The organism is Acetobacter fabarum (assembly GCF_029069195.1).
Lineage (GTDB): Bacteria > Pseudomonadota > Alphaproteobacteria > Acetobacterales > Acetobacteraceae > Acetobacter > Acetobacter fabarum_A.
Genome location: NZ_JARDYK010000001.1, coordinates 635,870 through 655,133 on the forward strand (window position 1 = coordinate 635,870; position 19,264 = coordinate 655,133).

Annotated in this window: 16 protein-coding genes, 1 tRNA gene and 1 pseudogene; 7 read left to right on the plus strand and 11 right to left on the minus strand. The window is 54.7% G+C overall.

The genetic code is table 11. The features are described 5' to 3' along the window. Positions 1–143: 143 nt before the first annotated feature. Together rpsT and mutM are read right to left on the minus strand one after the other, a co-directional pair. Positions 144–413, minus strand: coding sequence for a 30S ribosomal protein S20 (gene rpsT, locus PY793_RS02970; protein WP_086645988.1), 270 nt, complete (start codon positions 411–413; stop codon positions 144–146). Positions 414–551: 138 nt separating this feature from the next. Further along, positions 552–1,391, minus strand: coding sequence for a bifunctional DNA-formamidopyrimidine glycosylase/DNA-(apurinic or apyrimidinic site) lyase (gene mutM, locus PY793_RS02975; RefSeq protein ID WP_275176606.1), 840 nt, complete (start codon positions 1,389–1,391; stop codon positions 552–554). A gap of 29 nt (positions 1,392–1,420) precedes the next feature. On the opposite strand from mutM, the gene PY793_RS02980 reads away from it, so the two are divergent. The 5 genes from PY793_RS02980 (at position 1,421) to PY793_RS03000 (ending at position 7,083) form a co-directional block, all read left to right on the plus strand. Then, positions 1,421–2,203 (plus strand): class I SAM-dependent methyltransferase, encoded by a 783-nt coding sequence (locus tag PY793_RS02980; RefSeq protein WP_025825263.1) that lies wholly within the window; start codon positions 1,421–1,423, stop codon positions 2,201–2,203. 6 nt (positions 2,204–2,209) lie between these two features. Beyond that, a complete protein-coding gene (gene coaBC / locus PY793_RS02985; RefSeq protein WP_275176607.1) occupies positions 2,210–3,436 on the plus strand; it encodes a bifunctional phosphopantothenoylcysteine decarboxylase/phosphopantothenate--cysteine ligase CoaBC in 1,227 nt (408 codons plus the stop codon). A 39-nt stretch (positions 3,437–3,475) separates the two neighbouring features. Continuing rightward, positions 3,476–3,955, plus strand: coding sequence for a dUTP diphosphatase (dut, locus tag PY793_RS02990; protein WP_275176608.1), 480 nt, complete (start codon positions 3,476–3,478; stop codon positions 3,953–3,955). Between the two features lie 152 nt (positions 3,956–4,107). After that, the gene (locus PY793_RS02995) at positions 4,108–5,712 is read left to right on the plus strand and encodes an ABC transporter permease subunit (protein ID WP_275176609.1); all 1,605 of its coding nucleotides are present in this window, start codon (positions 4,108–4,110) and stop codon (positions 5,710–5,712) included. A gap of 15 nt (positions 5,713–5,727) precedes the next feature. Beyond that, the gene (locus PY793_RS03000; protein WP_275176610.1) at positions 5,728–7,083 is read left to right on the plus strand and encodes an ABC transporter ATP-binding protein; all 1,356 of its coding nucleotides are present in this window, start codon (positions 5,728–5,730) and stop codon (positions 7,081–7,083) included. Here PY793_RS03000 and msrA read toward each other — a convergent pair whose 3' ends face one another. The 5 genes from msrA to PY793_RS03025 form a co-directional block, all read right to left on the minus strand. Beyond that, the gene (msrA, locus tag PY793_RS03005; protein ID WP_275176611.1) at positions 7,084–7,626 is read right to left on the minus strand and encodes a peptide-methionine (S)-S-oxide reductase MsrA; all 543 of its coding nucleotides are present in this window, start codon (positions 7,624–7,626) and stop codon (positions 7,084–7,086) included. 62 nt (positions 7,627–7,688) lie between these two features. Then, positions 7,689–10,385 carry a valine--tRNA ligase gene (locus PY793_RS03010; RefSeq protein ID WP_275176612.1) on the minus strand — a complete coding sequence of 899 codons (2,697 nt, stop codon included), beginning with the start codon at positions 10,383–10,385 and terminating at the stop codon, positions 7,689–7,691. A gap of 136 nt (positions 10,386–10,521) precedes the next feature. Then, on the minus strand, positions 10,522–11,142 hold the full coding sequence (locus tag PY793_RS03015) for a DUF2497 domain-containing protein (RefSeq protein WP_275176613.1): 621 nt from the start codon (positions 11,140–11,142) through the stop codon (positions 10,522–10,524). A gap of 30 nt (positions 11,143–11,172) precedes the next feature. Beyond that, positions 11,173–12,612, minus strand: coding sequence for a TolC family outer membrane protein (locus PY793_RS03020; RefSeq protein ID WP_275176614.1), 1,440 nt, complete (start codon positions 12,610–12,612; stop codon positions 11,173–11,175). Positions 12,613–12,736: 124 nt separating this feature from the next. Then, complete coding sequence (locus tag PY793_RS03025; protein ID WP_275176615.1) at positions 12,737–13,450, minus strand: protein-L-isoaspartate O-methyltransferase family protein; 714 nt, start codon at positions 13,448–13,450, stop codon at positions 12,737–12,739. A gap of 150 nt (positions 13,451–13,600) precedes the next feature. Here PY793_RS03025 and PY793_RS03030 point away from each other — a divergent pair. Further along, positions 13,601–13,674: transfer RNA gene (locus PY793_RS03030), tRNA-Cys, on the plus strand. Positions 13,675–13,740: 66 nt separating this feature from the next. Here the strand turns inward: PY793_RS03030 and PY793_RS03035 are convergent. Further along, positions 13,741–14,238 (minus strand): peptide deformylase, encoded by a 498-nt coding sequence (locus PY793_RS03035; protein WP_275176616.1) that lies wholly within the window; start codon positions 14,236–14,238, stop codon positions 13,741–13,743. A gap of 323 nt (positions 14,239–14,561) precedes the next feature. Here PY793_RS03035 and PY793_RS03040 point away from each other — a divergent pair. Then, positions 14,562–15,851 (plus strand): annotated as a pseudogene (locus PY793_RS03040) (Nramp family divalent metal transporter); the annotation flags it as partial. Positions 15,852–15,881: 30 nt separating this feature from the next. Here PY793_RS03040 and PY793_RS03045 read toward each other — a convergent pair. The 3 genes from PY793_RS03045 to PY793_RS03055 all read right to left on the minus strand — a co-directional run bounded on the left by PY793_RS03045 (position 15,882) and on the right by PY793_RS03055 (position 19,259). Then, complete coding sequence (locus PY793_RS03045) at positions 15,882–16,718, minus strand: transporter (protein WP_275176696.1); 837 nt, start codon at positions 16,716–16,718, stop codon at positions 15,882–15,884. A 384-nt stretch (positions 16,719–17,102) separates the two neighbouring features. Beyond that, positions 17,103–18,224, minus strand: a complete 1,122-nt coding sequence (locus PY793_RS03050; RefSeq protein WP_275176618.1) for an acetoin dehydrogenase dihydrolipoyllysine-residue acetyltransferase subunit — start codon at positions 18,222–18,224, stop codon at positions 17,103–17,105. A gap of 3 nt (positions 18,225–18,227) precedes the next feature. After that, positions 18,228–19,259, minus strand: coding sequence for an alpha-ketoacid dehydrogenase subunit beta (locus PY793_RS03055; RefSeq protein WP_275176619.1), 1,032 nt, complete (start codon positions 19,257–19,259; stop codon positions 18,228–18,230). Positions 19,260–19,264: the final 5 nt, after the last annotated feature.

The window sequence follows — 19,264 nt, forward strand, 5'->3', positions numbered from 1 at the left end:
TGAAAAAGCATGTCCGGGCTGCAGGTCAGGCTTGTAGCAGGGAATAGTCATATACAAAAAACAAAGCCGAATCATCGCCTTGATGATTCGGCTTTGCTGCAAACAATCGCATAGGCTCCCCTGCGGAGGGCCCGATCGCTTGATTACGCTGCTGCCAGCGCCTTGATACGGGCCGACAGACGGGAAATCTTGCGTGCAACCGTGTTGTGGTGTGCAACGCCTTTGCTGGCTGCACGCTGGATTTCTGGTTGTGCAACGCGCAGGGCTTCACGAGCGGCTGCCTGATCCCCGGATTCAATCGCGGTTTCCACCTTTTTGATGAAGGTGCGCATGCGGGATTTGCGGGCCGTGTTACGGGCAGTCCGCTTTGCGGTCTGCCGGATGCGCTTACGCGCCGAAGCGATATTCGCCATGAGTTTCTATTCTGTCCAGCACTAAGAAAAAGTAAGGAGCCAACGCGCCGCTATGGCCCGTCAGCACAAAGAGTAAGCGGTGCTGTAATGCACGCATGCGCTTCCAGTCAAGCATGTTCCGGTCTGAACGCTCGAATTTTACCCGTTTTTCTGATGTTGCGGGCAGAAAAACGTCGTGCGTCCGGCCTGTGTCATGTGCTGCACACCCGCGCATTTGGGGGTGCCGGGGCACTTGGGGCAAGGCTGGTTTTTTTTGCCATAAACCTGCCATGCATGCTGGAAGTAGCCTAGACCGCCCTCTGGCCGCACGTAATCCTTCAGGCTGGATCCTCCTGCGGCTATGGCGTCCTGCAACACGGTGCGGATGGCACGGACCAGCACTTCTGCGGCTTTGGGCTTAAGGTCACAGGCTGGCATGGTTGGCGCAATGCCCGCACGGTACAGGGCCTCGCATACATAAATATTGCCCAGCCCGGCTACAACATGCTGGTCAAGCAGGAAAGGCTTTATGGCTGTGTGTCGGCCTTTGCCTGCGTCCAGCAGGGTTTGTGGGCTGAACTGGTTACCCAATGGCTCTGGCCCCATTCTGGCAAAGGCACGGTAGGTGTCTTCCGCATGGGTGGGCACAAGGTCCAGCATGCCAAAACGGCGGGGGTCTATATATCCGCAGCGTTTGCCGTCATCGGTCACAAAAACCACATGTTCATGCCGTTGAGGTGTCTGCGGAGAATCGAGTAACACCCGTCCGGACATACCCAGATGCAGCACAATCGACTGACCGCAGGACAGGCGGATAAGAATATATTTGCCTCGCCGATAAAAGCTCTGGATCGTCGAACCAGTAACCTGCTGTGAAAAATCGGCAGAAATCCGCCATCTTAGGTCATGGCGATGGATGATGGTCTGTTCAATGACGCGATCTTGCAGGGCTATCTGCATGCCGCGCATCACGGTTTCTACTTCGGGGAGTTCCGGCATGGCTATAAAGCAGGGTATAGAGGAAACCCATGACCGACAACTCTTTTGCGCCCTCCCCCGCTCCTTCTGACGTAACTGTGGAAGAAACGGATTTTGGCTTCCGTTCCGTCAGGAAGGAAGAAAAGAAAAACCTCGTCCGCGGCGTGTTTGACAGCGTGGCCGGACAGTATGACGTGATGAACGATATCATGTCGCTGGGTATTCACCGAATATGGAAACGCATATTCGTAACGGAGCTTGGCCCCCAGCCCGGCCTGACACTGCTCGACCTTGCCGGTGGTACGGGCGATATTTCGTTCGGCTGGCTTAAGGCAGGGGGTGGCCCTGTTGTTATGACCGACATCAATCGCAGCATGCTCTCTGTCGGGCGTGACCGGGCTTTGAACCGTGGGCTGGTGTCTGACCTGTCCTTCTGCGTTGTGGACGCCGAGGCCATTCCCGTGCGTGATATGTCCGTAGACCGGGTTTCCATTGCTTTCGGTTTGCGGAACTGCACGGACAAACTGGCCGTGATCCGCGAGGCCCGGCGTGTGCTCAAGCCCGGTGGGCGTTTTTTGTGTCTGGAATTCTCCCGCGTGCAGGTTGCCGCACTGGCCCCTATTTATGATGCATGGTCCTTCAAGGTGCTGCCCGCCATGGGGGGAATTGTTGCCAAGGATCGGGAAAGCTACCAGTATCTGGCGGAAAGTATACGCATGTTCCCGGATCAGGAAACACTGGCGGACATGTTCCGTGAAGCGGGTCTGTCCCATGTGCGTTATCAGTCCCTCTCTGGCGGGATTGCGGCTATCCATTCTGGCTGGCGTATCTGATCTGGCATGTCTGCTCCCTCCACTTCCCGCTCGGTCTTGCTGATTGTTGGCGGTAGTATTGCTGCTTTCAAAGCACCTGAACTGCTGCGTCTGTTGCAGGCCGAAGGCATGCAGGTCCGGTGCGTGCTGACCGAGGGAGGGAGCCGGTTTGTAACTCCCCTGACCTTGCAGGCCTTAAGCGGGCAGTCCGTGCATACAGACCAGTTTTCCCTGACCGCTGAGCAGGAAATGGGGCATATCGCCCTTTCACGCTCGGCGGATCTGGTGCTTGTCTGCCCGGCATCGGCCAATTTGCTGGCACGTATGGCGGGAGGGCTGGCCGATGACCTTGCTGGGACACTACTGCTGGCAACCAATGCGCCGGTTATGGCCGTGCCTGCCATGAATGTGCGCATGTGGGAGCACCCTGCGACACAGGCCAATGTGGCGTTGCTGGCTGAGCGTGGCGTGCGTATCCTGTGGCCCGTCAGTGGGCCCATGGCCTGCGGTGAATTTGGGCCGGGGCGTATGCCTGAGCCTGTGGACATTAAAGATGCGGTTCTGGCTTTCTTCCGGCAGCAGCAATGCCTGTCAGGACCGCTGGCGGGGTGCAGTATTGTGGTGACGGCAGGGCCGACGCATGAGCCACTGGACCCCGTGCGCTACCTTGCCAACAGATCGTCCGGCCAGCAGGGTTTTGCCCTTGCTTCGGCTCTGGCCGATATGGGGGCCATGGTCACGCTTGTGAGTGGCCCAGTATCTCTCTCTCCGCCTGCTGGAGTGACGTATCTGCCGTGTGAAACCGCGCGAGAAATGCACACCCTTGTAATGGGGGGGGGACCGTTTGATGTGGCAGTCTGCACTGCGGCGGTAGCGGACTGGCGACCTGAGCATGAAGCAGGGCAGAAAATCAAAAAAACCGGTGCCTCAGATGCCGCTCCTTCCATAAAACTTGTTCCCAATCCGGATATTCTGGCCGAACTTTCTGCTCCGGGGCAAAGTAGGCCCCGGCTGGTGGTGGGGTTTGCCGCCGAGACTGAAAATGTGATCGCCCACGCCACTGCCAAGCGGCAGCGCAAGCGGTGCGACTGGATCGTGGCGAATGATGTAAGCCCCCAGACCGGCAATATGGGGGGGCTGGATAATGAAGTGGTGCTGATAACTGCCAGTAACACTGAGCACTGGCCCAGAATGAGCAAGGCAGACGTGGCAAAACGGCTTGCCATGCGTATAACGGACTGGCTTTCTGAATAACCCTGATACAGTATCTGGTTCAACTCCGAGGAGTAGCGCATGTCCGTCTCTGAAAAACCGTCCGGCACCGTAGGCATCAAGGTTCGGCGACTTTCTCATGGACTGGGTCTTCCCCTGCCAGCATATGCCACGCAGGGTGCGGCTGGTATGGATCTTCTGGCAGCCCTTGACGCTCCCTTGCGGCTTGAGCCCGGGCAGAGGGGGCTTGTCCCGACCGGGCTGAGCATTGCCCTTCCTGCCGGGTATGAATTACAGGTACGTCCTCGCTCCGGGCTGGCTCTTAAGCACGGAATTATCCTGCCAAATGCGCCGGGTACCATTGATGAAGATTACCGCGGCGAGATTGGTGTTATTGTGATGAACGCCGGGCAGGAAGCTTTTGTCATAGAGCCCGGCATGCGTATTGCGCAGGCTGTTCTTGCGCCCGTTATCCGCGCAATCTGGATTGAATGCGATGACCTGGACAAAACCGAACGCGGTGCGGGAGGGTTTGGCAGTACGGGAACGGGAGCGTCATGAGCGACCGGCAGCAGGAATTTCCGTTTTCTCCGGAGTTATGCTCCTCATTGTCCGCATTCTGCGGCCAAAGGCGCGGAATATGGCTTGCCGGATTTTTTGTTTTTTCTGTTATTCTTCTCTGCGCTCCATATCTTCCGTCCAATGGTCCCGTATTGCCTGATGTTGTGGAAGCTCTGCCGTTAGGGCTTGTGTATCTGCCTGATTACGCGGTGCAAACCATAGGGCGTATGCTGCTTGGGCTGGCTTTGTCCCTTGTTTCGGCTCTGTTGTGCGTGGCGTTTATCTTCCGGAGCCGCGGGGCTGCCAAATGCCTGCTGCCTTTGCTGGATGTCGGGCAGTCTTTTCCTGTTCTGGCTCTTCCGCTTCTTGTTCTGCCCTTTGTGCAAAGACATATGCCCACACAGGCCGTGGGGGCGGAGGTGGTGGTCATCGTGACCATCTGGTGCAGCCAGTTCTGGGGTATGGTGCTGGTACTCTGCCAACGGTTTGATGGTGTTCCGGCTGAACTGGAAGACGTAGTCTGCAGCTTTGGTCTTACGGCGTGGCAGAAGTTCTGGCAGTTGGAGGTACCTTTTGCCATTCCTGCACTATTGCGCAAAACCATGCTTTCCATGGGGGGAAGCTGGTTTGCGGCATTGTACGCCGAGAGCATGGTGCTGGATGGCCATAACTGGCTTTTTGCGGGCATTGGCTCTTATGTCTGGCAAGCAGCCAGTGAGCGCAATGTAGGAGCGTTGCTGGCGGCACTTGCCTGCATGCTGGTTATTATTGTTGTTTTTGACCAGATTCTGTTTCGCCCGCTTTCAGCCTGGGCGGTGCGTTTTCAACCCGGCAAGGTTGGGGAGCCGCACCTTGCGGAACCGTGGTTTCTCAAGCTTTTGCGGCGTACCCACCTCTTCCGCCTGTGTGTTCTGTTCTGTGTCAATGCCGTGCGCAGGTTCAGCCGCCTGCCCATTGGAGCGCGCTATACCCAGAAACACAGGGTTGAAGGAGATGCACGCCAAAGCGGTTGGATTGTGGTGTCTCTGGCTGTTGTAGTCGTCCTGCTTTCTGGCGTTCTGCTTTCTGGCGTTCTGGCGTGGCCATCCCTGCATGCAACTTATGGATTGTCTGCCCTTTTTACTGTTGTGCTGTGTGGTGGCATGACCGGGCTGCGTGTTTTTGTCATGGTGGGGCTGGTCTCCCTGATCTGGATACCCCTTGGTGTCTGGCTTGGGCTTAAATCATCTTATGCGGGGCGTATGCAGCGACTTATCCAGTCTTGCGCTGTTTTTCCCGTTAATCTGCTATTTCCGTTATGGGCAGCCGGGTTGGTCGCCTGTCCGTTTATACCAGCGTTCTGGCAATCTCCGCTCATTGTGCTGGGAGCGCAATGGTATATTGCGCTGGGCGTTCTGGCGGGCGCAGGTGCCTATCCGCCCGATCTGCTGGAGGTTGCGCGTAACCTGAATGTTACAGGTGGCCTATGGTGGCGCAAGGTGTTGCTGCCGGGGATTTTACCGTACTATCTGGCAGGCCTTGTGGCTGCAACCAGTAGCGCATGGAATGCCGCCATTGCTGTGGAGTGGCTCCAGTGGGGGCAGACTACACTGAATGTGCGTGGTCTTGGCAGTTTTGTGGCCATGGCTGCCGCCCGTGGCGATGTGAATACCGTAGCCTTTGGCGCGGTTGCCATGTGCCTGTTTATGATGGCCTTGAACGCTTTTTTATGGCGTCCTTTATCTGATTATGTTTCTCGCCGTCTGAAACTGAATTGAACGGATTAACCTGGAATGGTGTTTCCCTCTCAACCCGGGCGTGCTGCGTCACAACAGACAGTGCTGGCGGAACTGCGCAATATTCGACAATTCTACCATAAAGATAGCACTGCGGATGTGCAGGTGCTTGATGATGTGAACCTGACTATTCATGCAGGTGAGATTGTTGGACTTCTGGGGCGTTCAGGGTCGGGCAAATCGACGTTGTTGCGGATTATTGCCGGGCTGCTCCCCCCCACATCGGGCGAGGTTTTGTGGGAGGGAGAACCCCTTAAAGGGCCAACACCCGATGTTGCTGTTGTTTTTCAGTCCTTTGCACTTTTCCCGTGGATGACCATTGAGGAGAACGTGGCTCTGGGTCTGGATGCAAAGGGTGTGCCCGCTGCGGAGCGCGATTTACTGGTGGAAAGTGCAATCGACCTGATCGGTCTTGGCGGGTATGAGAACGCTTGGCCCAAGGAGCTTTCGGGCGGCATGCAGCAGCGCGTGGGCCTTGCCCGGGCACTGGTGGTCAACCCTGCCCTGCTGCTGATGGATGAGCCGTTTTCCGCGCTGGATGTCCTGACAGCTGAAAACCTGCGGACTGATCTGGTGGAGCTTTGGTCGGACAACAAATTGCCCGTGCAGAGCATGCTGATTGTGACACACAACATTGAAGAAGCCGTGTTGATGTGTGACCGGATTGTGATTTTGTCCTCCAATCCCGGTCGTATTGCCCATGTTCTGCCTGTTCTCTTCCCTCACCCCCGCAATCGCGAAGATGTGGCCTTCCGCCAACTGGTCGATCATATTTATGCGCTGATGACGCAGCGCGCACCTATTATCTCGGAAGCGGATATGATGCATCGGTCTTCGGCCGCATCTTCTGTTGTGCCGGGGTTCAGGGCTCTGGTGCCCGTGTCCATTACCATGATGATTGGCATGATGGAGGCTTTGGCTGCACCACCGCTGAACGGACGAGCTGATCTGCCTGTTCTTGCAGAAAAATTACAGCTTGAACTGGATGATCTGTTCCCGCTTGGAGAATCTCTGGAGTTGCTGGCTCTGGCCGAACTGGAGGATGGAGACATCCTCCTGACCAACGAGGGCGTTCATTTTGTATTGAGCGATCTGGATGAGCGCAAAGCCATTATGAGCCATGCGCTCAGGCACCATGTGCCATTGGTTAAAATGATCTGCACCCTGCTGGATGAGCGTCCGACACATAGCGTTAAAGCCGAGCGCTTCCGGGACGAACTGGAAGCCTGCATGTCTCCCGATTATGCACGGCAGACACTTCAGACCATTATCGGCTGGACACGTTTTGCGGAACTCTTCGACTATGATGAGGAGAGCGACCGTTTTTTCCTGCCAGATGACAGCCGTGAATAACTATGCTTCAGGCTGTAGTATCATTGTGCCAAGAGTCTGCCGGGCCTTGGCCACTTTGGGCGCAATAACAGCCTGACAATACCCGGCATAGGGGTGCTGGGTGTAGTAATCATGGTGTTCAGATTCTGCGGGCCAGAACGTATCCAGCGGCAGAAGCTCGGTTACGGGTCTGGCTCCCCATAAATTGCTATCGGTTATGCTGTTTATGGCCGTGCGGGCAATGTCTCGCTGCTCCGTGGATGTATAAAAAATAACAGACCGATACTGACTCCCAACATCATGCCCCTGCCTGTTCAGGGTTGTGGGGTCATGTAATGTGAAAAAGCAGTCCAATATCTGGCGGTAATTCAGCACGGAATGATCCCATTCCAGTCGAACAACTTCGGCATGCCCCGTTCGTCCGGAGCAGACCTGCTGGTATGTGGGATGCAAAGATGTACCCCCCGCATAACCGGGAACAACAGAGATTATACCACGTATCTGGCGGTAAACGGCATCCAGACACCAGAAGCATCCTCCACCCAGCACTGCTGTTTCCGCCATGTGGATGATCTCCTTCAATCAGATGGCCCCACATTTATATCGGGTTTGTGGGGCCTGTTTGGTCAGGCGATACGGGACAGGGCCGCTTTGAGTCGCGCACATTCACCCTGCTGATTTTCCAGACGATCACGCATTTCCTGTACGATTTCTGGTTTGGCACGGCTGACGAAGTTTTCATTCCCGAGTTTTTTGTCGGTCTTGGCAACTTCATCTTCCGCTTTGGACAGTTCTTTTTTTAGGCGCTCGCGTTCAACGGCCAGATCAATCAGCCCTTCCAGCGGAATGATGACGGTAGCTTCATCCACAACGGCCTGAGCGGAGCCTTTGGGAATATCCCCCGCAAGCGAGTTGGTCTGGGTTACACGGGCCATACGGCAGATGGCTTCCTGCCACCGTCCGATACGCTCCAGCGTTAATGGTGCAGCATCCTTGAGGAGTACAGGGGCCGTCTGTGATGGCGGGACGTTCATTTCCGCCCGGACTGTGCGGATTTCCGTAATCAGGCGAATGATCTGCTCACATTCGGCCATGGCTTCGTCTGCTCCAGTGGGAGCAACGGGGTCAGGCCATTGCGCAGCGATCAGGCTACCTTCCTCACCAAAACCGAATTCGTGCCAGAGTGTATCTGTAACAAATGGCACTACAGGTTGCAGCAGACGCAGGATAAGGCCCAGCACATGGCCCGCAACGGCGCGGATTTCAGACGCTTCCTGATCGTTGGTGGAATTAAAGACCGGTTTGGCAAATTCCAGGAACCAGTCACAAAAACGGTTCCAGACAAAGCGGTAGCAGGTCAGTGCGTATTCATCAAAACGATAGGCATCCAGTGCGCGGGTGGCATCGGCAATGGCAGTCGCGGCTTCAGCCAGAATCCAGCGCCCTAGCGGAGAGCTGACCTGCGTGGGGTCAAAGCTGACTGGTGCGCGCACGCCGTTCATTTCGCAAAAGCGGGCGGCATTCCAGAGTTTGGTAATAAAGGAGCGGTAATCTTCCACTCGTTTGCGGCCGAGCTTGACGTCCCGCCCAATGCCGGTCAGTGCGCAAATGGTAAAGCGCATGGCATCTGCGCCGTAATCCTCGATCAGTTCCAGAGGATCAATGCCATTGCCTTTGCTTTTGGACATTTTCTGTCCATGCTCGTCGCGGACCAGGCCATGAATGAAGATGTTGCGGAATGGTACATCGTGCATGAAGTGCTGGCCCATCATCATCATTCTGGCAACCCAGAAGAAGATGATGTCGAAACCGGTTACCAGAACATCCGTTGGGTAATATCGGTCGAGTTCGGGCGTTTTGTCCGGCCAGCCAAGTGTTGAAAATGGCCATAGGGCAGACGAAAACCACGTATCCAGCACGTCCTCGTCCTGTGTCAGGATTTCTACCTTGCCGTAATGCGCCTGAGCCTGATTCTGTGCGTCTTCACCATCATGAGCAACAAATACATGCCCATCTGGCCCATACCATGCTGGAATGCGGTGTCCCCACCACAACTGTCGGGAAATGCACCATGGCTGGATGTCCCGCATCCATGCAAAAAAGGTATTTTCCCACTGTTTGGGAATAAAGCTGGCCCGGCCAGAAGTAATGGCCTCAATGGCAGGTCCGGCAAGTTTGGCTGCATCGCAATACCACTGGGTGGTCAGGCGGGGCTCAATAACCGCGCCCCCCCGCTCTGCGTGCGGAACCTGATGACGGTGAGGTTCAATTTTTTCCAGCCATCCGGTTTCTTCCAGCCTGGCGACAATAATCCTGCGCGCATCCTCGCGCGTGGTGCCAGCCAGTGAGCGCACAAAAGCGGGGTCCGCCAGACCGTCCTGCGTGCTCAGTTCTTCTTCTATCTCGTCCAGCATAATGCGCGCCTGCTCGTCCAGAATGCTGGGCATGGGGAGCTGGTGCCTGCGGCCGACTTCAAAGTCATTAAAGTCATGTGCAGGTGTAATTTTGACCGCACCTGTCCCCTTTTCCGGGTCGGAATGTTCATCCGCTACAATTGGGATCAGTCGGCCAGTCAGGGGCAGGCGAACGAATTTTCCTATCAGGTCCTTGTAACGTTCATCTTCGGGGTGAACGGCTACGGCTGTGTCGCCCAGCATGGTCTCGGGTCGGGTTGTGGCAACTGTAATGGTTGTGTCCCCCTGTCCTTCAACCGGATAGCGGATATACCATAGATTGCCCGCCACATCCCTGCTTTCCACCTCCAGGTCAGAGATGGCGGAGCGGAAGGCGGGGTCCCAGTTGACCAGACGCCTGTCCCGGTAAATCAGGCCATCTCTGTAAAGGGAAACAAAGACCTCCCTGACTGCGCGGGAGAGACCTTCATCCATGGTAAAGCGCTCACGCGACCAGTCGAGCGATGCGCCAAGGCGGCGTAGCTGGCGGGTAATGCCGCCGCCTGATTCTTCCTTCCACTGCCAGACGCGCTCAATAAAAGCATCGCGCCCCATATCCTGCCGGGTTGTTTTGCCTTCGGCTGCCAGAGTGCGCTCGACAACCATCTGCGTTGCGATGCCTGCGTGGTCCGTTCCGGGCTGCCAAAGGGTGTCAAACCCCTGCATGCGCTTCCAGCGGATCAGGGTATCCTGCAAGGTCATGGTCAACGCATGGCCCATATGCAGGGTGCCGGTAACGTTGGGTGGCGGGATCATGATGGTAAAAGGTTTTTTGTCGCTTGCTGGCTGGGCAGAGAAAGCCTTCCTGCTTTCCCAGAGTTCGTACAGCCGGTTTTCTGTTTGTGCAGGCTCAAAAGTCTTGTTCAGCATATTTATCCAACCACACCACGTAAAAAAGGCGGAAGGCATCTAGCCCCCGCCTTTGCAAAGCAAATAACAGACCACAGGATTCCATTCCATCTGCCTGTTCCTGCAGGATTACAGGCAGATGGAATGGAAGGAAACCTTACAGACCGCGCTGCGTCAGGCGTTCAACTTCCTTGCGTACAGCAGCCTGAACAATGCCTGCCAGATGGGCATCAAGCCATTTTTTGAGGAAAACGCGCACTTCCTGGCGCACGATGTCTTCAACCGTCAGAGACCCTTCATGCGTGACAGCCACTTTTCTCTCCTCATGTTCTCTAAGATATTTTTCCTGCAGGCTTTTCTGCAGGACAGCAAATGAGTTGGCGGTATCGGAAACCGTTTCGTCATTCAATGGGATGGGCAGTGGACCAGACATGGTATGTTCAGCCTTTTTGTTGAGTTCGATCTGCCTGAGATCCGTTACAGATAACACTTCATCTTGATCCACGGCCCGCGATTGCACAAGATCGGCATTGCCGCCTGCCTGAGCTGTATCCGTGGTACGGGTGGGGGCGGTGAGAGCCTCTTTTGCTCCCGGCTGTGCAGAATCCATCATGGATGGAGAGAGGACAAGCACATCCCCGTCCTGGTCATCCTGCGGCTCCGGGGCATGTTCTGCTGTAGCCGAAAGGTGCTCATCATGCAGTACCTGCCGAATGGAAGACAGGGTATCCGCTACGGATTTACCTGTTTCTTCAGATGAGTCCTGAGGCGACACCATACAAACATCCCTGCCACTGCTGGCTTAACATTATCGACCCGGCTGGTTGAGCGCGTAATCGTTCAACCCCCATAACCGATCCTTTACCGCGTTATAGTATGCTTTGTCATCATAAAGGGGAACATTCAGCTTCAGATCGGCAGCGGTCAGGCGTCCAATGGCTGCGGCTACGTTGTAGGAGGCCATGACCATGTTGCTCAGGCTCTGTACAAGAGCGACCTGAGCCTGCAACAGACTCTCCTGCTGCTGGAGGACGGAAAGCGTTGTGCTGGTGCCGACCATGGCCTGACGTTCCACCCCACCCAGTGCAATAGTGCCTGCCTTGATCGCGACCCGGTTGCTTGCGATGGAAGCCTGATAGGTGACCAGTTTCTGCCAGTTGGAAACAGCGTCCTGAGCTGCGGCACGGCGCTGGATGTCCACCTCACGGTGTGCTTCCTGCGCAAGCTGCTTGGCCTGACGGACTGCGGCATACTCCGATCCTCCCTGATAAATGGGAATATTGAAGTTGAGGGCCGCGTATTTGCTGTCGTTGATCTGGTTGTTCAGAGCCTGGTTGACCTGATGCTGATACCCCATGGTCGCGGAAATTTTGGGGAGGATGGCCGCCATGGCAACCCCCACGGAATCCTTGTGTGATGCTTCGGTAAAAAGTGCGTGAATAACATCAGGATTGTTCCTGACCGCCAGTGCAGCGGCAGTCTGCTCATTTTTGACAGGCAGGATCAGGGGCTGTGGAGGCACCAGATTAGGGGGCGGTGCCATGCCAATAATCTGCATGTAGGTTGCCTGAGCGGTCTGCAACGTGCCTTCGGACTGCTGGCGTGTGGCCTGTGCGGACGCGTAGGCAGCTTCCGCCTGCGCAACATCGGTCTGGGTAATTTCCCCCACCCTGTAACGCTCGTCTGTCGCGCGCAACTGCTGCTGTAAAACCCGTTCATTGTTGATATTGAGCTGTAGGAGCTGCTCGTCTTCAATCACACCCACATAAGCGCTGACCACCTGTTTGAAGACCTGCTGTTCAACCGAAATAAGATGCGCCCGCGCCGCCATGACCTGATTAACAGCCTCATGCGTGGCGGATGTGGTTCTGCCCCCGGTATAAATTGGCTGATTGATTGCGACACCCGCCGAATACCCCGGTGTATCGTAACGGCGCAGGGATTGGTGCGTGCGGGGGTGTCCAACCCCCTGATAATCATTGATCCCATTGTAGTACGAAAGACCAACCTGCCCGGTTACAGTAGGGTGCCAGCCTGCAAGAGCAGCCGGTAATGTTTCATCCGTGGCGCGGAGTGAGGCGCGTGCAGCCTGTAGGGTCGGGTTGGTCAGATATGCGGCAGCTAGAGATTCCTGAAGTGTGTGCGGGATAAAGGAAGGGGAGCCGATTCCATCGTATTTTTGCGCCCATGCGGCTGTGCCGCACAGTATGACCGCCAGAGTCAGGACGGTTTCGCAAATACGTCGCATGAGGCTGCTCCCGCTTGCAGTGACCGCAATATGTTTGCGGCACCGTTCCTTGCCATGATGCGAGATTAAATTCCAATTTATAGTTTGTGACGGATGGAAAATGAGATGTTTTTCCGAGCTGTTTTTAAAAGGAAAAAGCGTGTTCGGGCGTCATGCCCGGCAGGCGCGGCGCTTGTGCCTCGAACAAAAATGTCAGCCTGAACGGCTTGGAATATCCGGGCTCCCTGACTGCACTAAAGGCTTCGGGGAGAGATGAGCCACTCTGGAGCAGGCCTACTATACAGCCTTTGGCGGAAAGCTGCTGGTCACAAAAATCAGGGAGATTTGCAATGCAGCCATCAAAATAAATCAGATCATATGGAGCCGGACCAGCTAATCCTTCGGCAAGAGGTCCGCGCTGCCAGGTCACGGCCGGAGCCTGTGTCTTGCAGAAGGCCTGCCCGATCTGCGCCAGTTCGGGGTTGGATTCGAGCGCAGTCACAGAAAGGCCAAGCTGTGCAAAAAGGGCTGCGGTGTAACCGGTGGAAGCCCCCACAACCAGAACAGACTGCCCGGCTGCTGGTTGTGCCGCTTGCACAAGGCGGGCGGTCAGGAGCGGCTGTGACAAAACACGGCCCTGCGCCAGTGGCAGACTGGTATCTGCGTAAGCGGCATTGCGCAGATCGGGGTGTACACACTCCTCACGCGGGAGGTGACGCATGACATCCAGAATGCGCGAATCGGTGATCTCAGATGGGCGCAGCTGGTCGTCCACCATCAGGTTGCGTGCTTGGGCATACATGGTTGCGTCCATTGACTGTTCTCCTTGAAGCATGGCGGTGGCCACATGGGCATTCATGTTGCATTCCCTCCTGATTGGCCATCTACCCGGTTGACCCGCGCCGACCATGGGCGGGAGTCTGTCTGACATACTGTTTTAAAATTGGCACAACACAACGGCTTGACCAATTTGAAAGAAACAGACATAACGCTCCCACCATACACCGTTGGTCCGGTGGCAGAATGGTGATGTAGCGGACTGCAAATCCGCGTATGTGGGTTCGATTCCCGCCCGGACCTCCACTCCCCCTTGAAATCATAAAATGTCTGCTCAGGGTGTGGGTGCTCAACGGTTGCCTGATATTCTGCTCATGACGTCCTGAGTTTTCTGTACCGGGCCATAAGGCGGTTCCGCCGGAGGCTGGAGAGTTTTTGAAGCCAGAACACGCCATTCAATTGGTCAATCTCGTGCTGCAAGCAGACCCCCCGCAGGCCGTCCGCCTCTTTTTCCTGCATATGGCCGTTCAGGTCTGCATACCGGATTCTGAGCTTTGCCGGACGCACAACTGTGGCGGATATGCCCGGCATGGATAGACTTCCTTCTTCGTTCTGGATCGTATTCTCGGATTGCCAGATAATTTCCGGGTTAATGTAGGTCTCGGGTTCATTGCAATCTGGCAGTTCCAGAACAATCACGCGCTGGCCAACACCGATATGCGGGCCGGTTATGCCTAGTCCATGAGCAGCGCGGAGCGTGTCCCGCAGGTCTGTGGCAAGAATGCGTAATGTGCTGTCGAATAAGGTGACAGGCGTGGCAATCTGACGCAAACGCTGATCGGGGAAAAGAACAATAGGCTGTACGGTCATGGCGTAATCTTCTGGCGGAATAAAGCAGTTAGCTTGCGGTTATGCGTGATCTGTCATGCGTTGTCATACACTATAATAAAACGTGCGGGCACAGGTCTGGCTGGATTTTACGGGTTAATAGCTGTGTTCAGGAACATGTTGGGACTTGCCCGATGGCGTATCTGTTGCCACAGTTCAGGAATGAGGACCAATAAAGTACTTTTTCCCGGAATCTTGTCGCGTGCTTCTGGGCAAAGCCTAGCTTATGCCACGCAAGCTGGATTGCCTGAGCGCCAGAAATAATGCAGCCACCTGTTTTTCATTCCGATCATATTGATAGTCGGCACTCCTTGCCGGAGGCTTTCGCCAGCATCCATGTACCGAAGGATGATACCCATTGGATGCGGCGCTTTTTAAGCTATGTGGGGCCAGGGTATATGGTGTCCGTCGGGTATATGGACCCCGGTAACTGGGCAACGGACCTGCAAGGTGGCGCACGGTTCGGCTATGTTTTGCTGTCTGTTATCCTGTTGTCCAATTTCATGGCTGTTTTATTGCAGGCTCTTTCTGCCCGTCTGGGTATTGCAACCGGGCTGGACCTTGCACAGGCATGCCGGCAGCGTTTTCATCCCGTGCTTAATGCACTGCTCTGGATAACCTGCGAACTGGCTATCATAGCGTGTGATCTGGCAGAGGTTATTGGCACCGCTGTTGCATTACAGTTGCTCTTCCATATTCCCCTGATGGGCGGCGCATTGATTTCCAGCCTTGATGCCCTGCTGGTGCTGTTCCTCATGAACCGTGGGTTTCGGTATCTGGAGGCGTTTATCATTGGGCTTTTAAGCATTATTGCCCTGTGTTTTGCTGTGCAGCTTGTGGCCGCCGCTCCACCGTTGGCGGCTGTTCTGGCGGGGATGAAGCCTTCGCTTTCAATCCTGACCAATAGCGAGATGCTGTACATTGCGATCGGCATTATCGGGGCGACTGTTATGCCCCACAACCTGTACCTGCACTCTTCCATTGTGCAAAGCCGCGCCTATGAGCGGACGGAACGTGGCCGTAGGGACGCCATACGCTGGGCTACATGGGATAGTTCAATAGCGCTCATGCTCGCCTTGTTTATTAATGCCGCCATTCTGATTGTTGCTGCGGCCGCGTTCCATACAACGGGGCATCAGGATGTGGCCGAAATTCAGGATGCTTACCACCTGCTCTCCCCTCTTCTGGGGCTGGGCGTTGCCTCGACCCTGTTTGGTCTGGCCCTGCTGGCAGCGGGCACAAATTCAACCATCACGGGAACGCTGGCCGGGCAGATTGTCATGGAAGGATTTTTACATCTCAGACTGCCACATTGGGCACGGCGGCTTTTAACCCGTGGACTGGCAATTGTTCCGGTTATGGTTGGATTTGTGCTGTATGGTAACGCAAGTGTTGGCCAGTTACTTATGGCCAGTCAGGTTGTGCTATCCATGCAATTGCCCTTTGCGGTCGTTCCTCTGGTTCTGTTCGTTTCAGACCGCAAACTGATGGGCCCTTTTGCTATTTCCCGCCCTCTTGCTGTTCTTTCCTGGCTTGTTGCGGGGGTCATTCTTATTCTGAATTTCAAACTCCTCCATGACACACTTATGTTCTAAAATCTGGAGCAAGCCTGTTGGTATTCTGTGCTATGGCCACAGGTAGAGGAATTTAACATAATAAGCATTTGTTTCCGGCGTGTTGCGGCCTTCTACGGAATGGGCATAACGCGCCGTAAAACTGATTGTCCGACTGATATTGAACATGACACCAAGCCCGGGTGCTATTTCCCGGCTGCTGGAGTTGTTCAGGTCTGAATGTGCGCTCTGGTCATATGTTCCACCAACATTCTGCCAGTCAAAAGCAAAATAAGGTTCGATCAGTTTTGTTGCTTTCCAGCTAAAGCGTAAATTGCTGTAAAAAACAACACCGGGTGAATAACTATGTTGGCCTGTCTTATGTTTTGTTGAGCCAACAACAGTCCCTATATCACCATCAAAACTAAAATGTTTCCATTCATAATCAAAAATAATGCTCGATATATTGGCCCAGTACCCCGAGGCTAAAGTATCCCGTGTGCCAGATGGGGTTTGCAGGAATGTTTGAAAACCAAGCGTGCTGTGTGCATCGGGTTTAAACCATGCGGCGGGTCCAACTATTGTTCCGCCCAGCCCACCGTAATTTGTGCCGCCTGCCAGAGTATAGTTTTCAGATTGTATGACCTCAAAAGCGAAACCTACATGTGGGAGTGCATCAAATGTACGAAAATGCACGTATTTGGTTAACCCGGACCATGTGTGACTGCCGCCATGGGCGGGTACACGCTGGCCCGTACTATTATAGCTGTTGCCAGATGCATTGCCATTCCCATACTGGACGAGCACGTTAAATGGCTTGTAGTCTACGGGCAGGTCATATTCATGCGGGCCAATAATCCCTAAAGTAATATCCGCCGCATGGGATGGTACCGGCGTTAATAAAGGCATGCTGGCTCCATACAAACTTAAGGTCAGCAGGAGCCGTTTCGGCTTTTTGCCAAACAGCATAAGAGGTCTCCGTCATGGAGGCTGCTGTTGTAAAAACAGATGCAGCGTGGTGGGGTTATCTCATAATCAATCAAGGTCACTAACCGTGATGCGGTATTCGGTCAGGGTTCTTTGGGGGAATATATAAAATAAATTGATATAATATAGTTGTTATGCGTATGATTTCACGCGCCTGTGTTCGGCCGCTACAGAAACTGTCTCATTTCCGGAACAGAATGCTCGGAGCATATGTCTGGGGAACTCAGGATTTAAAGAGGCTGGTAGAATTATTTTTCAAAATCCCTTGCAGCAGAAAATTGCGCTGCAAGGGAAAGTGTTTGTGGCTTATTTTACAAATTTTATGAGTGCTGCGTTAACGTCTGCTGCTTTTTCCAGTTGTGGCATATGGCCGGTCAGGGGGAGCAGGGTAACGGGTATGGTATCTGGCAGGTTTTTGGCATCATCGGGTGACAAGACCTCGTCCGCCTCCCCCCAGATGATCTGAGCCGGTCCGGAAAAGCTGACCAGAACGGGTCTGAGGTCCTCTGCCTGCCTGCCATGGGGGAAGCAGGCTTTGGCAATTGTCTGCAGACCCTGAATTGCGCCATCCAGACGTTTGAAGCGGATAATGTCTTCAACCATCTGGCGAGAAATCAGGGTTTTGTCATGCACCAGATAATTCAGGACAGGCTCGAGGGTCTTGCGACGATCGGCGGAGATAAATCCTTCGATGAAATCCATATTGATGCCCTGCCCCAACCCCGCAGGGGCAATGAGGGAAAGGGACGCCACTTTTTGCGGGCAGGTTCTGGCAAGATCCAGTGCAATAGCCCCACCAAGTGAGTGAGCAACAACATGTACGCTCGTTATCGCCAGCTTATCCAGCAAAGCCGCAGTTGTTGCTGCAAAGCCTGCCGGAGTTCCATCCCCCACGTTTTTGGATGACCCCCCGTGCCCCGGCAGGTCAAAGGTGATCGTGCGCCGGTCGGTGGAAAGAGCGTTCTGGTTGAGCATCCAGTTGCCCAGGTCCCCACCAAAGCCATGTATGAACAGGACAGGCGTTGCATCGCCCTGCCCGGCTTCCTGCACACGCAGTGTCAGGTCTCCAACGCTGACCATAATAGGTTCTGCGTGATCAGCCTGCGTGTCGGCCGTGCTGCCGGATGAAAAATCAGCCTGAAATTTTGCAATGAAGGCATCAATATCCGCATCACTCACGGCAGGCTCGGCCAGAACACCCAAAAGGGCACCTACAGGCAGAGTTTCTCCCTCCGTTGCAATCCGGCGGCGAAGCGTGCCAGAGGCCGGGCTTTCGTAACCATTGGTGATTTTGGTGGTTTCTATGTCTGCAATTTCCTGCCCGGCTTCCACATGTGCGCCAGAGGGAATGTTCCAGCTTGTAATTTTACCCTCGGTCATGGCCAGACCAAATTTGGGCATTGTGATTGGGGTAATAAGGTCTGTCATTGCTCAGGCATCCTGCTTTGTTTTTTTATAGGCCATGACCGAACGAACCGCCGATTCAATGCGGGCTGCATCCGGGAGGTAGAGTTTTTCCAGTACGGTGGCGAAAGGTACCGGCGTGTGTGGAGGCACAACCTGACGTATGGGGGCTTTGAGTGCGTCAAACGCCTGTTCCGCTACAAGAGCGGCCACATCTGTTGCCATATTGCAGCGTGGGCTTGATTCATCGACAATGACCAGCCGCCCCGTATCTTCCACACATTCCAGTATGGTGGCGCTATCCAGCGGGGATGTGGTGCGGGGGTCTATAACCGTGCAGCTTATGCCGTCTTTTTCCAGCCTGTCGGCGGCTTCGTTGGCAAAATTGACCATGCGGCCAAAAGCAACAATGGTCACGTCATCGCCTTCCCGTGTCAGGTTTGCTTCTCCGAACGGGATGGAATAGGGCTCATCGGGCACTTCCTCCTCATCATCATACATGACCTTGTTTTCCAGAAAGATGACGGGGTCATCATCTCTTATGGCTTCGATCAGCAGGCCTTTTGCTTCGTATGGAGATGAAGGAACAACAACTTTCAGCCCCGGAATATGGGTAAAGAGCGGGTAAAGCGCCTGACTATGCTGTGCAGCCGCATTAAAGCCAGCGCCATACATGGCCCGGATGACCAGTGGTGTACGGGCTTTGCCGCCAAACATGTAACGGAATTTGGCAGCCTGATTCATGATCTGATCGAGGCAGGAGCCAACAAAATCCACAAACATCAGCTCAGCGACAGGGCGCAGGCCAGTTGCGGCAGCGCCTACGGCCGCCCCAATATAGGATGCTTCGGAAATGGGGGTATCAAACACCCGCTCAGGGCCAAATTCGGTATAAAGCCCTTTGGTAACCCCCAGCACGCCACCCCATGCATCCACAATGCCAGCAGAACCACCCTGCCCGCCTGCAATATCTTCTCCCATAAGAATAACGCGCGGGTCACGCTGCATTTCCTGGCGCAAGGCTTCATTAATGGCCTGACGGAAGCTTTTTTTGGACATGAGAA

Excerpts from the sequence above, each read along its gene's own strand:
- rpsT (WP_086645988.1), bottom strand. The coding sequence starts at position 413 with ATGGCGAATATCGCTTCGGCGCGTAAGCGCATCCGGCAGACCGCAAAG.
- mutM (WP_275176606.1), bottom strand. The coding sequence starts at position 1,391 with ATGCCGGAACTCCCCGAAGTAGAAACCGTGATGCGCGGCATGCAGATA.
- PY793_RS02980 (WP_025825263.1), top strand. The coding sequence starts at position 1,421 with ATGACCGACAACTCTTTTGCGCCCTCCCCCGCTCCTTCTGACGTAACT.
- coaBC (WP_275176607.1), top strand. The coding sequence starts at position 2,210 with ATGTCTGCTCCCTCCACTTCCCGCTCGGTCTTGCTGATTGTTGGCGGT.
- dut (WP_275176608.1), top strand. The coding sequence starts at position 3,476 with ATGTCCGTCTCTGAAAAACCGTCCGGCACCGTAGGCATCAAGGTTCGG.
- PY793_RS03000 (WP_275176610.1), top strand. The coding sequence starts at position 5,728 with ATGGTGTTTCCCTCTCAACCCGGGCGTGCTGCGTCACAACAGACAGTG.
- msrA (WP_275176611.1), bottom strand. The coding sequence starts at position 7,626 with ATGGCGGAAACAGCAGTGCTGGGTGGAGGATGCTTCTGGTGTCTGGAT.
- PY793_RS03010 (WP_275176612.1), bottom strand. The coding sequence starts at position 10,385 with ATGCTGAACAAGACTTTTGAGCCTGCACAAACAGAAAACCGGCTGTAC.
- PY793_RS03015 (WP_275176613.1), bottom strand. The coding sequence starts at position 11,142 with ATGGTGTCGCCTCAGGACTCATCTGAAGAAACAGGTAAATCCGTAGCG.
- PY793_RS03020 (WP_275176614.1), bottom strand. The coding sequence starts at position 12,612 with ATGCGACGTATTTGCGAAACCGTCCTGACTCTGGCGGTCATACTGTGC.
- PY793_RS03025 (WP_275176615.1), bottom strand. The coding sequence starts at position 13,450 with ATGAATGCCCATGTGGCCACCGCCATGCTTCAAGGAGAACAGTCAATG.
- PY793_RS03035 (WP_275176616.1), bottom strand. The coding sequence starts at position 14,238 with ATGACCGTACAGCCTATTGTTCTTTTCCCCGATCAGCGTTTGCGTCAG.
- PY793_RS03045 (WP_275176696.1), bottom strand. The coding sequence starts at position 16,718 with ATGCCTTTATTAACGCCGGTACCATCCCATGCGGCGGATATTACTTTA.
- PY793_RS03050 (WP_275176618.1), bottom strand. The coding sequence starts at position 18,224 with ATGACAGACCTTATTACCCCAATCACAATGCCCAAATTTGGTCTGGCC.
- PY793_RS03055 (WP_275176619.1), bottom strand. The coding sequence starts at position 19,259 with ATGTCCAAAAAAAGCTTCCGTCAGGCCATTAATGAAGCCTTGCGCCAG.